The sequence below is a fragment of the Psychrobacter nivimaris genome, from assembly GCF_009812035.1.
Classification (GTDB): domain Bacteria; phylum Pseudomonadota; class Gammaproteobacteria; order Pseudomonadales; family Moraxellaceae; genus Psychrobacter; species Psychrobacter nivimaris.
This window is the reverse complement of sequence record NZ_VZIZ01000040.1, coordinates 1-15003: the sequence shown is the minus strand read 5'-3', so window position 1 is coordinate 15003 and position 15003 is coordinate 1. Positions and strand designations below refer to the sequence as shown.

General features: G+C 43.1%; 11 protein-coding genes. 5 read left to right on the top strand and 6 right to left on the bottom strand.

Features of this window, described 5'->3' with window-relative positions:
• Positions 1–215 precede the first annotated feature (215 nt).
• From aciT to hemJ, 4 genes are all read left to right on the top strand, one after another.
• A complete protein-coding gene (gene aciT / locus FQV37_RS12775) occupies positions 216–608 on the top strand; it encodes an AciT family ciprofloxacin tolerance protein (protein ID WP_240991032.1) in 393 nt (130 codons plus the stop codon).
• Between the two features lie 206 nt (positions 609–814).
• On the top strand, positions 815–1321 hold the full coding sequence (locus tag FQV37_RS12770) for an SCP2 sterol-binding domain-containing protein (RefSeq protein ID WP_102090478.1): 507 nt from the start codon (positions 815–817) through the stop codon (positions 1319–1321).
• Between the two features lie 245 nt (positions 1322–1566).
• Positions 1567–2730: a biotin synthase BioB gene (gene bioB / locus FQV37_RS12765; RefSeq protein ID WP_160023508.1), complete on the top strand. Its 1164-nt coding sequence runs from the start codon at positions 1567–1569 to the stop codon at positions 2728–2730.
• 40 nt (positions 2731–2770) lie between these two features.
• Positions 2771–3205, top strand: coding sequence for a protoporphyrinogen oxidase HemJ (gene hemJ / locus FQV37_RS12760; protein ID WP_160023579.1), 435 nt, complete (start codon positions 2771–2773; stop codon positions 3203–3205).
• A 97-nt stretch (positions 3206–3302) separates the two neighbouring features.
• Here hemJ and FQV37_RS12755 read toward each other — a convergent pair whose 3' ends face one another.
• The 6 genes from FQV37_RS12755 to FQV37_RS12730 form a co-directional block, all read right to left on the bottom strand.
• The gene (locus FQV37_RS12755; RefSeq protein ID WP_160023506.1) at positions 3303–3941 is read right to left on the bottom strand and encodes a hypothetical protein; all 639 of its coding nucleotides are present in this window, start codon (positions 3939–3941) and stop codon (positions 3303–3305) included.
• Positions 3942–4204: 263 nt separating this feature from the next.
• The gene (locus FQV37_RS12750) at positions 4205–4696 is read right to left on the bottom strand and encodes a hypothetical protein (RefSeq protein WP_160023504.1); all 492 of its coding nucleotides are present in this window, start codon (positions 4694–4696) and stop codon (positions 4205–4207) included.
• A gap of 124 nt (positions 4697–4820) precedes the next feature.
• Entirely contained in the window at positions 4821–5537 is a 717-nt protein-coding gene (gene rph, locus FQV37_RS12745) for a ribonuclease PH (RefSeq protein WP_160023502.1), read from the bottom strand.
• 181 nt (positions 5538–5718) lie between these two features.
• The gene (locus tag FQV37_RS12740) at positions 5719–7518 is read right to left on the bottom strand and encodes an AMP-binding protein (RefSeq protein ID WP_160023500.1); all 1800 of its coding nucleotides are present in this window, start codon (positions 7516–7518) and stop codon (positions 5719–5721) included.
• A gap of 528 nt (positions 7519–8046) precedes the next feature.
• On the bottom strand, positions 8047–9774 hold the full coding sequence (locus FQV37_RS12735) for an AMP-binding protein (protein ID WP_160023498.1): 1728 nt from the start codon (positions 9772–9774) through the stop codon (positions 8047–8049).
• Between the two features lie 353 nt (positions 9775–10127).
• Positions 10128–11921 carry a vWA domain-containing protein gene (locus tag FQV37_RS12730; RefSeq protein ID WP_160023496.1) on the bottom strand — a complete coding sequence of 598 codons (1794 nt, stop codon included), beginning with the start codon at positions 11919–11921 and terminating at the stop codon, positions 10128–10130.
• A 481-nt stretch (positions 11922–12402) separates the two neighbouring features.
• Between FQV37_RS12730 and parC the strand changes: the two genes are divergently transcribed.
• Positions 12403–14709, top strand: a complete 2307-nt coding sequence (gene parC, locus FQV37_RS12725; RefSeq protein WP_160023494.1) for a DNA topoisomerase IV subunit A — start codon at positions 12403–12405, stop codon at positions 14707–14709.
• The last annotated feature ends 294 nt before the right edge of the window (positions 14710–15003 follow it).

The window sequence follows — 15003 nt, the reverse complement described above, 5'->3', positions numbered from 1 at the left end:
GAGCAAACAAAACCATTTCCATATCACTCAAAATAAGCGCCACTCCTCACGGCGCTTAGCCTAAAACCTAGACATCAAATATCACAAAACAAGCCAAAAAACCAAACGTCAACGGTTGTCGCAAAGTCGCCTGTACCCTCTTCAGCTTTACTCAATAACCTCTCATAATAGTCTCATTGGAATTCACCTTATGAATAGCGAGATGAATGATGTTAATGACTATATTTTCTTTTATCGGTGTAGAGGCATGGAGCGGCGCGGCATGGCTTGGTTATGGGCTGCTAGCCAGTTTAGTAGTGGTGCTCGCCTTATCGTCGTATCGTTGGCTACTGCTATATTTGTTTGGCGGGATGGCCTACTGGTTCACCGTTGAGTTGATTCAAAATATATTAACGGGTCGTCCTATGTTGATGGAGCTATCGTCATGGCATCGCTATATCATCGCTATGGGCATCAGTTGGCTACCGTTGGCAGCTTGGGTACTGTATCGAGCGTTGCGCTATGATGATGTAAGTCAGACAGTTAGCCAGCAACGTGAGCTAGAAGCCGCACGCTATATCGAACACACTCCTGTCTACGATGATAACTATCAGCCACGTTTCCGTTAAAACTGTCCTATTTATACCTCTGCTTGTCTATATCAATACCTTACTTACGTCAGTGACATCGAATGTTACAAGATACTTAACGCTCTCTACTTAACTCCTAAAGAGTTGACACCCTGTGATAGTTTATAATCCAGTTATATATTTGTCATAAAAACTGGTATAAAGTACGCTTTATTTTTATGCCTCATTTCTTTAGGAGTTCTGCTATGTTTACTGTTCCTGTATTAGATATCAAATCTGATCCATTAGATGCTTTATTGGCTGTTGTTGGCTATCGTTTGTCTATGTTAGCTGATAGCGATAACGAAGACGTCAAAGCGTTGTTCGCTGATCGTCAAGTTACGATTGAGTTTGCTAGTACTGAGTCTGATATTGCCCGTTCTTTTAGCTTTGACAATGGACAATTCAGTCAACAAAGCGGCCATGCAAAAGAAGCCGATTTGACCATCACTTTTAAAGATTCTATGACTGGCGTTAGACTGCTAACCAAAGGTAGCTTGCCTGCCTTTATGACTGCTGTACAAGAAGGTAACTTGAGCATCGAAGGCGACTATAGCCTAATGATGTGGTTTAACAAACTTGCCAAGCATATCGTTCCAGCTATCCCAGAAGAGTGCAAACCATATATCCAAAAAGCCAAACCTTACGCTTATAAAGCACAGAAATTTGCTGAGCATTGGGTTGGTATTGCTAAGCACAAACTTGGTAAATAAAAAGAATGGTGCACTGAGCGGTAGTCATTGGTAGAATGGATGATATAGAACTAAATAGCCAAACGTATAGTTACTATTTATGTGCGCTACTGTGACAATTATACATACTGTCTAGCAGTGTTCTGATTTTCTAAAAAGGTTGCGGTATACTATACGGCAACCTTTTTTGTTACCTTATAAATGACAATAGATAAAAACATTGGTTTTATTTAATACCTTCTAATTCTTATAAAAGGACTTACCTTATGGCAGGATTGCTTAGCATTTCCGAACCTGACGCCACCCAGCCAACTGATGTAGCCACTCAGCCAGATACGACCAATAGTGATTTTTTGGCCAGTCTAGCCACAGACGCGACTCAAACTGATAATAGAGTAGCTACGACGTATAGCCGTGAAGAAATCGCGCAACTGTTTGATTTACCTCTAATGGACTTGTTATTACAAGCACAGACTATTCATAGAAAGCATTTCACTGCCAATGAAGTACAAATTAGCACGCTACTCTCTATCAAAACGGGCAACTGCCCTGAAGATTGCGGCTACTGCTCACAGTCAGGTCATCATCGCGACACCACCAAACTACAAGCAGAAAAACGCATAGAAGTTGATAAAGTCATCGCAGCGGCCAAACGTGCCAAAAACAGTGGCTCATCACGCTTCTGCATGGGTGCCGCGTGGAAACATCCAAGTGCCAAAGACATGCCCTATGTGGTTGAGCTGATTAAAGAAGTAAAAGCATTGGGACTTGAAACTTGTATGACACTGGGTATGCTTGATACCAATCAAGCAACACAGTTGGCCGATGCAGGGTTAGATTACTACAACCATAACCTAGATACTTCGCGCAGTTACTATGAACAAGTCGTTAGCACGCGTAGCTATGATGAGCGTTTAGACACGATAGAAAACGTGCGTAACTCTGGCATCAACGTCTGTAGTGGTAATATCGTTGGTATGGGTGAAAGCCGTAATGATCGCATCGATTGGGTACTTGAGCTGCTAAAAATGCCTAAAGCGCCTGAATCAATTCCAGTCAACTTACTGGTGCCTATTGCAGGGACACCGATTGGTGACAAAGTATTAGCTGAAGGTCAGCTGTCTGTACTTGAATGGATTCGTACTATTGCGGTCGCCCGTATTTGCTGCCCGACTAGCTACGTGCGTCTATCTGCTGGCCGCGAAAGTCTTTCAGATTCTGAGCAGGCATTAGCCTTTATGGCAGGTGCTAACTCATTCTTTTATGGTGACAAGCTTCTTACCACTGGTAATGCAAGTCAATCAGGCGACGACAGACTCATGCGTGAGCTTGGCCTAACCAAACAGTTTGCTGCACCAAGAGCGCCTAAAGTACTGCCTGTATTGGATGCGATGAATGGTCATCAAACACAAGTTGTATTGGCAGATTAAGCCCACGCTAAAAAATATAAGCTAAGCAAGAGAAACTATGATGGCAGATTATTTTAACTGGATTAAAGCGGCACACATTATTTCGATGGTCTGCTGGTTTGCGGCGATATTTTATTTGCCGCGCCTGTTCGTTTATCATGCGATGAGCGACGATAGTATCAGTCATGAGCGCTTTGCCATTATGGAGCGCAAGCTATATCGCGGCATTATGACCCCGTCGATGATAGCGACATGGATCTTTGGTCTATGGATGTTGGGACTAGGCTGGGAGGTCTATAAAACCCAAGGCTGGCTACATGTTAAATTGCTATTAGTAGTGCTACTGTCAGGCTATCATGGTGCTTGCGGCTTTTATCGTAAAAAGCTAATTGATAATCCACATTATAAAACGCATAAATTCTGGCGCTGGTTTAATGAAGTGCCGGTCTTTGCCTTAGTGATTATCGTCATTCTAGTCGTGGTAAAACCGTTTTAACATCAAAAATATTACGGATAGCTGCACACCAAAAGCGTCCGCAACTTCAATGAGTTGCGGACGCTTTTTTTATCACATTATATAGTGCTGATGATGCCTAGACGCTAGGGCGCATAATTTGATAAACATTGCTTAAATCATAAACGCGATAACGAGCTGGTTCACGGCGATTTTCGCCAGCATAGCTCAGTATCAATGCCTGCTTAGCACGCTCATCGACCCAACCGACGAACAGTCCGCTATGCTCAACGCCATTGTAGCCATGATTGATATAATAGAGCCAGTCGCCTGCTTCAATCTCACTGCTACTAGCATAAGGCCCTTGCGCATAAGTGCCTTTGTGTATGGTATTACGCGATACCCCTGCCCGATTGAATACCGCATTTAAATAGTCCCAGCAGCCACCTTGAATAATCGTGCGCTCGTTAAGTGCCATTTTGCGGGCGGTACTGACCACCTCACGTGCTGCCATACTACTCTGCGTCTCGGCATTGCTCAATAGCGGTAGATACTCGCTATCGACATTGTCATAGTTGCCTGATAAAAACGCTGGTAAGACTGTAGGTGCTGAACGCTGTACCTCAGGATAACGATAGGACGTATTCATCGTTAGTTGAATAGATTTTTGGGCGATAAGCATACTCATACTATCTGCATGGGCTTGCCCTACCATGCCGCAGGTAAATAGTAATAAACCGCACGACACGGCAACTGACGGTATAGACAAACGCAGCATGACTAACTCCTTGTCAACTAGATCCCAATGACAGTATCAATAATAAGAAGGATAAATTTTATAATCCTACTTATAAACCATTTGCGCACAAATCTGCAAGCACTATTCGCTTGCGTCAGGTGATAGACGGTATAAATATACTGATAGATGACGATATTGGAGAGGCACGTCGAGTGAAATTTAAAATGACACTTGAGTTAGAAGTTTAGATAATACGAAGATAATAGCTATGCTTTAGTACAATATGAAATTAAGAAATGATACTAGTTACTCTTCATTTTAATATTTACATGGCGTTTCGTTAGCGCTTGCCCTTCTAGGATAGCCTTCGCAGCTTTTGCTTCTTGAGCACTCTCAAAGCCAGTAATACGATATTTGCGAACGTCACTGCTATCGACAATCTGTAATTGCTCGCCAATCAGCGTTATCTTATCGCCATCCGTTAAATGAATATGTTCACGCTTACCTAGATTGTCATGGACCAACTCGCCAGCCCTTACCCACAGTGTACCGCTACTAATCATACCGCTCATGGCTTTCTTATGCTGTTGGCGCTTTTTATTAAAAATAAAGCTACCAATAATAAGCAGTGCAAGCGCACCGATAGCTAAACGCTCAGGTAACAAGCTCATCGCCATAGCGACTGCGACAGCCCCTACCAATAATGCAGAACCAAACCAAAACATGCCATTATCAGCAGCATTCGATTGCCCTTGTAAGGTGATTTTGGCGCCATCATCTGTCAGCTTGAGCATGTGTTGTTACCTATTACGTAATGTACGAATATTTTCTATTAAAAAACTGCCTATTAGCAGCTAACAGGCAGTTATTGACACCAAAAACAAAGACAAAGACAGTATGTTGAATCTAAACGCTAGTCTACCAACCAAGCGCCGTCTGTTGCATTTTAATCAATTCAGCGATGCCTTTTTCAGCTAATGACAGCATAGCATCTGCTTGAGCACGAGTGAACGGCTTTTCTTCAGCAGTACCTTGCAGCTCAATGTACTCGCCTTTTTGGGTCATCACGACGTTCAAGTCGGTATCGCAGCTAGAGTCTTCTTCGTAGTTCAGATCCAGATATACTTCGCCATCTTTCATACCAACAGAAACCGCAGCAACCAGTCCGATTAGCGGATCTGCTTTGAGTTTCTTGGCCTTTTGGATACTCTCTAGCGCATCGATAAGCGCAATTGCAGCACCAGTGATACTCGCCGTACGAGTACCACCATCCGCTTGCAACACATCGCAATCAAGATAGATAGTGTTTTCACCAAGTTTACTCAGATCAATCATGGCACGTAAGCTACGACCGATCAAACGCTGAATCTCTTGCGTACGACCTGACTGCTTACCGCGAGCCGCTTCACGCTGATTACGAGTGTTGGTCGCACGTGGCAACATACCATACTCAGCTGTGATCCAACCTTTGCCTTTACCCTTGAGCCAGCGCGGTACACCAGATTCTACACTGGCAGTACATAGTACTTTGGTATCGCCAAAACTTACCAATACTGACCCTTCAGCATGCTTCGTATAATGGCGCTCAAAGCTGATCGAGCGAAGTTGGTCAAGCTCACGATTGTCAATACGCATAAAAATTCCTAGTACAATGTTATAAAAGCAGTGTCATAAAAATACCTATCAGTCGTTAGCAAACACATTGATAGGTATGTAGTCGACTAAAATCTTAAGATATCCTAACGTGACAACGGCGCAATAGCAAGATTCGCTCCTGCCATTACGCCACCGTTATCAACAGAATGTCAGATATAAACTATTCTAACCCTTCCATCTTACGCAATTCCTTACGTAGGATTTTGCCAACGTTCGACTTTGGTAATTCGTCAACGAACTGTATATGACGTGGGCGCTTATAGCCAGTCAGTTGTTTTTTGCCATATTCTAGTAGCTCTTTTTCAGTCACATCGCCTTTTTTGACCACAAACAGCTTTGGCTCTTCGCCGCGATCATCGTTTGGAACACCAATGGCACCGCATTCTACGACTGCTGGATGCTCACTCATCGCCTCTTCAATTTCGTTGGGATAAACGTTGAAACCAGAGACTAAAATCATATCTTTTTTGCGATCGACAATTTTGATAAAGCCTTTTTCATCCATAATGCCGATATCGCCAGTTTTTAAGTAACCACTAGCCGTAAAGGATTCAGCAGTTTCTTTCGGACGATTCTGGTAACCAATCATGACCTGTGGACCTTTTACGCAGATTTCACCACGATCGCCCATGGCTACTATATTTTCGTCATCATCAATGAGTACGATATCGGTACTAGGCGCAGGAATACCGATTTTTCCGGTAAATTCCGCAATAGTCATCGGATTGAAAGCCACCACGGGTGAAGTCTCAGACAAGCCATAACCTTCAACGATAGGCAGACCAGTGATTTTATGCCACTCTTTCGCTACGCTAGGCAATACTGACATACCACCGCCGATAGACGCTTTTAGATTAGAAAAGTCTAAATCAGCAAAGTTATCTTTGTGTACTAAGCCATTAAACAAGGTATTTACAGCAGGAATAAACGCTGGCTTATACTTGGCCATCTCTTTGATAAGACCATCAAGATCGCGCGGATTCGGAATGAGTAGCGAGGCATAGCCTTGATACATACTACACATGCCGCAGACCATAAATGAGAATACATGATATAGCGGCAGTGCGGTCAAAATCACGTCTCTACCATCTATATCATCATCAAATGCACTGTTCATCAGCGCACTGACCTGTAACATGTTGGCGACTAGATTACCGTGAGACAGCATTGCCCCTTTCGCTACTCCCGTCGTACCACCAGTATATTGCAGCAAGGCCACATCACTCAAGTTTAACTCAGGGCGTTGGTACTTACTGGCTGATTCAGCATTCAGAGCATGCTTGAAACTCACGCTATTCGGTATGCTATAAGCAGGAATCATCTTTTTGACATGACGAGCCACAAGGTTAACCACAGCTCCTTTAATCGTACCTAGCATATCGCCAATGGTACACACGACTACATGCTCTACCTGACCTTTGTCTTCGGCATCTTGATACGTCTTGGCAAAGTTTTCAACAATAAATAGTGCTTTAGCACCACTGTCATGCAACTGATGTGATAGCTCACGGCTGGTGTATAGAGGGTTTACATTGACCAACACCATCCCTGCACGAATGATACCCAAAGCAACTACTGGATACTGCAAGACGTTGGGCATCATTACCCCAACTTTATCGCCTGCGACCAGTCCTATTGACTGCAAATAGCTAGCAATCTGTCGGCTATATAGATCTAATTGCTTAAAAGTAATCGATGAGCCCATGCAGATATAGGCAGGTTTTTGACCATAACGGCTAAAATTACGCTCGAACACATCAAGTAGAGAGGTATTGTCTTCTGGCATCTCGATAGTAGCATCGATGCTATAGCGCTCATAAGCGCTCAGCCACGGACTATCACTGTCGATGGTCGGCATAGTAGGAAACGCATTGCTTTGATAAACGTCGTTAGTAGTATTGGCTTTATCGTCAGTTGCAGCGCTATTATCTGTCGTTTTTTTATTAATATTATCCGTCATAATTTTCCCTAAATGTTACTGTTAAAAACATTGAATATGCTAATGGAAACACCATTTTTTATGATTATCGCTGACAGCAGAAGCTTATGAATAAGAAATAGATAAGTATGATCGGGTTTGTCATTCATAAGCTTTGCAAATTAAAGTGTGTTACTGGGTCTATGATAAATAATACTACCACTCAGCACGACCAAGTCGAAAACGATATTTACTACCATGATTTCGCCTGTTACCTTGAGCAAAACCAGTACGATTTTTTGGACAAAAACAAAAATACGTCGATGGGCACTATAGCAGTTTTAATAGATATTCTCTATTAATAGTGGCTGTCATCCGCAAATGTCAAAAGCGATAAAGACAAAAAAAAGCGATAAAGACAAAAAAATGATAAGACAGCATGGTTGCAGCCTTATCATTTTTGGTTACTACTTTACTTACTACAGTATCTAATCGAGCGACACTTTCACATGTGTCTTTGGTTAATACACACATCTATCAAACAACTATCTAGGTGCGTGTATCAGCAAATTAACCGTGGTTTTTTTCTTCGAGTACGCGTAAGTCTTTATGTAAGATTTTGCCGACGTTTGATTTTGGCAACTCATCGATAAACTCAACATGGCGCGGACGTTTATAGCCTGTGAGATTCTCTACCGCATAATCCAATACTTCTTGCTTGGTCAAGCTTGTATCGTTACGGACAACAAAAATCTTTGGTATCTCGCCGCTCTTTTCATCTTCGATACCGATAACGCCGCACTCCAAGATTTTTGGATGACCAGACATGACTTCTTCGACTTCGTTTGGATAGACATTAAAGCCTGAAACCAAGATCATGTTCTTTTTGCGATCAACAATAGTGACATAGCCGTCTTCGTCCATAATACCGATATCACCAGTTAAAAAATAACCATCTGGCGTCATCACTTCATTGGTCGCATCTTCGCGCTGCCAGTAACCTTTCATCACCTGTGGACCACGAACCCCAATCTCACCGCGCGCGCCGATCTCGACTTCATTGCCTTCTTCATCGATGATAGCAATTTCAGTACCTGGCATGGGAACGCCGATGGTGCCACTAAACTCTGTGCTGCTCAGCGGATTGGCAGTAGCCACGGGTGACGTCTCAGACAAGCCATAACCTTGTAGGATAATGTTGCCCGTGATTTCGCGCCATTTCTCAGCGGTAGCGCTCACAACTGCCATACCGCCGCCCATCGACATCTGCAACTTGCTATGATCCATGGCTTTAAACTCTTCGTTGTTAGCCAGTGCATTGAACAAGGTGTTGACCGCTGGGAAGAAGGCGGGTGGATTGCCTTTATATGCTTTCATTAAGCTATCAAGGTCGCGAGGGTTTGGCACTAGTAAGCAGACGCAGCCACGATAGATCCCAAACATACCGCAAACGGTAAACGAGAAAATATGGTATAGCGGCAGGGCGGTCAGAATAACAGCCTGCTCGCCTTTGGCATCGAACTCATCAAAAGCACTACCTAAGAAGGTGTTGCTCTGTACTAAGTTGGCAATGAGGTTTTTGTGCGTGAGCATCGCGCCTTTAGCCACGCCTGTTGTACCACCTGTGTATTGTAGGACAGCAACATCATTGAGCATAATGTCATTAGGACGCTTGTATTTACGCGCAGGACTTTTTTTCAGCATGTTCTTAAAGCTGATGCTTTTAGCGATACTATAATCAGGTACCATCTTTTTGACATGGCGTACGACAGTATTGACCATAAAGCCTTTGAGCGTACCCATCATGTCGCCCATACCAGTGATGACGACATTATCAACCACATCACGGCCGATATCTTGATAAGTTTTAGCGAAGTTTTCGACCATGATTAGTGCTTTGGCATCAGAATCTGTAAGTTGATGCTCAAGCTCTTTGGTGGTGTATAAAGGGTTGACGTTGACCAGGGTCAAACCTGCACGCAAGACACCAATGACAGATACTGGCAGTTGCAAAATGTTTGGCATCATGACTGCGACTTTATCGCCTTTGGTCAAGCCAAGCGACTGCAAATAAACAGCGACTTGCTTGCTTTGCTCATCAACTTCTTTAAAAGTAATACTAGCGCCCATACAGACATAAGCGGTCTTACTGCCATATTTAGCAAAACTTTGCTCAAAGATATCAATAAGCGAAGTGTTATCAGCTGGCATATCGATATCATAAGTCATGCCAAGCTTTTCATAGGTTTTTAGCCAAACTTTATCGTCACGACGGGTTAAGTTTCCTTGATTTTCCATAATCTTTTCTCTCCTAGTAATAATACATTACCGTCAACCCACGCCAATCACAGTGTGATAAATATACAAAACGTCAGAGTCTTGCCTATCACTATGATGAAAAGCAAGGCTGCGACATATTTGTATAGTGCTGAGCGAACAATATAGCGGTAAATAGCCCTTTGTTCATTAACATACACACTTTATACATAGTACTCAATACAAAAGATTGCTACACCAGTTCTCAAATAGGCTTGACGCTAAATTTCCCTATATATATCAATATTTTAGTATAAAAATACCAGTCATACCATTAGAAAATATGACCATTGACTTTTGCTCCCTAATGACCATCCCGACACGATATCTGTTCACTATCGGCTATTTTTTAGCGCAATCGCCAGCTCAGTCAACGTCACAAAATTGCGACGCGTACCATCAGTATCGCTACTCGGTCTATCTGCGATACTACTTCTTGCAAGCTTAGTGCTATCACTGTACTGCCAATCGTTAATATAATCGCTTTGAGTCAAGCGTTGACCGAACCCTGCTACTGCCATCGCAAACTGAGTATCGATACTGGCTTTATTTAAAGCGTGGCTAGCTTTATTAATAGGTTGGCTAACGAGTTTAGAGCTACCACCTGTCGGTGCTTTATAACGAATTTTTAGATAGCCAAGCTCATTAGAGTTCTGTTTATTATTCCAACTAATACTGGCATTGCTATTAGCATAACGGCGATCGCTATATAACCCTTTTTGTCCTTTTGGAGTTACCTCAAACAAAGCGATAACTGCCTTACCTGCCCCAAGCTCACCTGCATCAACTTTGTCATTATTGAAGTCTTCTTCAGCCAGTACGCGATTTTCATAACCAATTAATCGCCACTCACTCACCACATCAGGATTAAATTCAACTTGGACTTTTACATCCTTGGCAACGGTGTTGAATGTCGCGGCTAATTCATCGCCAAAGACTTTTTTCGCTTCAGTTAAGCTGTCAATATAGCTGTAATTACCATTGCCGTTGTCCGCCATCTGTTCCATCATGTGATCATTAAGGTTGCCGCGACCAAAGCCAACGGTAGACAAAGAAATACCGCGATCGCGATTGGCTTTGACCAAATCCAGCATATCATCGACATCACTAATACCGACATTAAAATCGCCATCCGTTAACATCATGATTCGATTGATACCATTCTTTTTTAGTCCTTGCTCAGCTTGCCTGTAGGCCAATTTAAGAGCATCTTCCCCATTGGTCGAGCCTGAGGCATTTAATCCCTCGATTGCAGCCAATATTTTTGCTTTTTGGTCACCATTAGTCACAGGCAATGCCACACTAGTGCTACCTGAATAGGTCACGATGCTGATACTGTCTTGGGCGCGCATTTGCTCTGTCAACAGCTTGAGCGATGACTGTGCCAATGGCAGTTTATCGCGCGACGACATAGAGCCTGACACATCTACTAAAAACACAAGGTTGGCAGGAGGCATAGACTGCTTATCCGTTTTTTGCGACCAGCTACTATCAACGGCCTTGATACCAACTTTGACGATTTTATTATCCTGATCTGCTCTATCCCAAGGTGAGTCTACTACTTCAGTTGACACAATAAACGGGGCGCTACCTAAGCGTTTGCCATCATCAAATTGATAGTTAAAATAATTAATCAATTCCTCTACCCGTACGGCATCAACAGGTGGTAGTTGACCCTCGTTTAAATAGCGGCGCACATTGGCGTAGCTGCCCGTATCGGTATCGATAGACAGGGTGGATACCGCCATATCCGTAGTTCGATGTACAGGATTAGCTGCGTTTTTTTGATAGTTGTCTTTTGCCTCTGGCGTGACTATGATGCTCGGTGATGGGCGTACGATACCTGTCTGTGCCGCAGAACGTATCATCATCTGTTGGCTGATGACTGATGGCCTCACACTGGGTGACGCCATGATAGACTCTGACATCACTGCTGCATCTTGATTGACTGTACTGCTTGTCTCGGTTGGTAGCGTTTTGCTCATTTGTGAAGAGCTACAGGCTGTCAATCCTAGACTGGCTATAGCAGTAATCAACAGCACATTTCTAGTAACGTTTTTCCCTAGGTGCTTATTTTCATTTTTTAGTATGGTAGAGGCGGAAATATTAGATAAAGGGTCACATGACATAACAGAAATTCCTTATTGTAAGATAATTCAGTAGCGACTTGTCCGTGTCAATATATGGTTAACGCTATTTAAATAGGCACATAAGCACATAAGCACATAAGCACAACAGCTACCTTATTTAATCTATTAACTGTCATACTTTCAGTTATTAATTTTGCATTAAAACTATTCTGAACCTACTTTTTTTAGACTAATAATAGATAAAACATCCTAAATAAAAACGATTCAACCTTAAGACATTTATTAACCATATCAAAAACAAATATTAGATTTACTATACTTAACTTAATCTATAAAAGCTATGAATCACCATACTATAAAAGACCCTTATAAGTACTTGTCTTAAGCACGTCACGAGATGTCGTATATTCTGACATACGTCTTTTTAATTGGTGCAATATCCTTTACGATAGCACTATCCTATTTGTATGCTTGAACCAATTATCTATACCTATTAAAACTGATAAGTGAATCCTATTTTATGTCTGATGTTATTGATCATACGATCGCCCCAATTATTCCCAATGAGCCGATGGATACTCGTTCAGTCGCAGAGTTCACTGAGCAGGCCTATCTCAACTATGCCATGTACGTCATCATGGATCGGGCGTTGCCAAATATCGCTGACGGTCTAAAACCTGTCCAACGTCGCATCGTCTATGCCATGAGCGAGCTTGGGCTAAAGTCCTCTGCTAAGGCCAAGAAATCCGCGCGTACGGTCGGTGATGTATTGGGTAAATACCATCCGCATGGTGACAGCGCTTGTTATGAGGCAATGGTACTGATGGCTCAACCGTTCAGCTATCGCTATCCACTCATCACTGGTCAAGGTAACTGGGGTAGCCCAGATGATCCGAAATCCTTTGCCGCGATGCGTTATACCGAAGCTAAAATGTCGGCTTATGCCAATACGTTGCTCGCAGAATTGGGACAAGGCACGGTCGATTGGCAAGATAACTTCGATGGCACGATGCAAGAACCAACGACCCTACCTGCCCGCCTGCCTAATATCTTATTAAATGGTACAACAGGTATCGCGGTCGGCATGGCAACAGATATTCCACCACATAATCTTAATGAAGTGGTACGCGCGGCCATTCGTTTGCTCAAAAACCCAGAGCTGTCGGTTAAGCAGCTTACCCAATCGATACCAGCACCTGACCTACCGACACCAGCGGAAATCATCACTAGTAAAAAAGATTTGCAAGCGATGTACGAGACTGGACGTGGCAGTTATAAGATGCGCGCCACCTTTCATGTTGACTCTAAAGAAAAAAACCTCGTCATTATCGATGCGCTGCCTTACCAAGTGTCAGGCAACAAAATTCAAGAGCAAATCGCCAAGCTTATGACCGATAAGAAGCTGCCTTGGGTGACCGATATTCACGATGAATCAGATCACGAAAACGCTTGTCGTATCGTCCTTGAGTTGCGCTCAACGCGAGTCGATGTCGATCGTGTCATGAGTCACCTGTTTGCCAGTACTGACCTAGAAAGCAATTACCGCGTCAATATGAATATGATTGGCTTAAATGGCAAGCCGCAGGTGAAAAACTTAAAAGAAGTCTTGGAAGAATGGTTAATCTGTCGCCGCTCGGTGGTCACACGCCGTCTGCAGTATCGCCTAGATAAAATTGATAAACGCTTGCATATCTTGGCGGGCTTGCTGATTGCTTATCTGAATATTGATGAAGTGATTCGCATCATTCGTGAAGAGGACGATCCAAAAGCGACCTTGATGCAAGACTATGACCTGACTGACATTCAAGCCAATGCTATCTTAGATATTCGTTTGCGTCAGTTGGCAAAATTAGAGGAAATTGAGCTGCGCCGCGAGCAAGATGAACTCGCTGCCGAACGTGCCATCATTCAAGAGTACTTAGACAATCCAGACAGTCTAACCAATCTGATGATCGATGAGCTTACCGCCGATATGAAAGAACACGGTAATGAGCGTGTGTCGCCATTAGCAGAACGCGAAGAAGCTCAGGCACTAAAAGAGTCAGACCTCGTACCGAGTGAGCCGGTCACTGCTATCTTATCAAAGGCAGGTTGGATTCGTGCCGCTAAGGGCCATGATGTCGATGCTGCTGGTATGAGTTACCGCTCAGGTGACAGCTATCAAGCGCACGTGCGCGGCAAATCAAACGAAAGGATTTACGTACTCGATAGTACGGGACGCAGTTACAGTATCGATGCGCACAACTTAGCGTCTGCGCGTGGTCAAGGTGATCCATTGACCAGTGTATTAAAGCCGCCAGTAGGCGCTAGCTTTGAGCAGCTACTAACGGGTGATAACGATCAACGCATTATCCTTGCTAGTTCAGCAGGTTATGGTTTTATCAATACCATTGGCAACCTCGATAGCAATCAAAAAGCTGGTAAAAACGTCATTAACCTAGCAACTGACAGTCGACTGCTCCCTGTTGCACGTATCGACGTACCAGTAGAGACGGCCGCTAATACAGAAGGTGAAAATAGCAATATAAGCGTGACACCTGATCATGTTGCCGTTGCAACCAATGCAGGGTATCTACTGATATTTGCCCTCGATGATTTGCCTGAACAAGCTCGCGGTAAAGGGAACAAACTTATTAAACTGAAAGATGGCGAAGAGGTACTTGCTATCACACCACTTAGTCAGCAAGACAGTCTTGTCATCACTGCTGGCAAACGCCATGTGACACTCAAGCCAAATGATTTGGCTAACTATACGGGTGTTCGTGGTAATCGTGGTGGTCAGTTACCAAGAGGCTTTCAGAACGTGACGAGTGTTGAGGTTGGGTGATTTAGCTTGAGTAAGCTCGATTAATAGCCTAGTTGACGTATGGTGCGCCCCGTGCACCATTTTTAGAGATTATTATTACTTTAGTGTGTTGGGAGCACCGTATAGCTAACCTATCCATGCTTATATTTTCTAAAATATATTATTGTAGATTAGTTAAATTTTGACATAATCAGTATATTTAAAATCGAATTGAAATTAATTAAGTTTCAAGTAACTAAAATAAATTTATTTAACAGACCTCTTGCAAAAGTGGCAGAGGATTTTACAATAACTAATGCACTCACAACTGGCTGG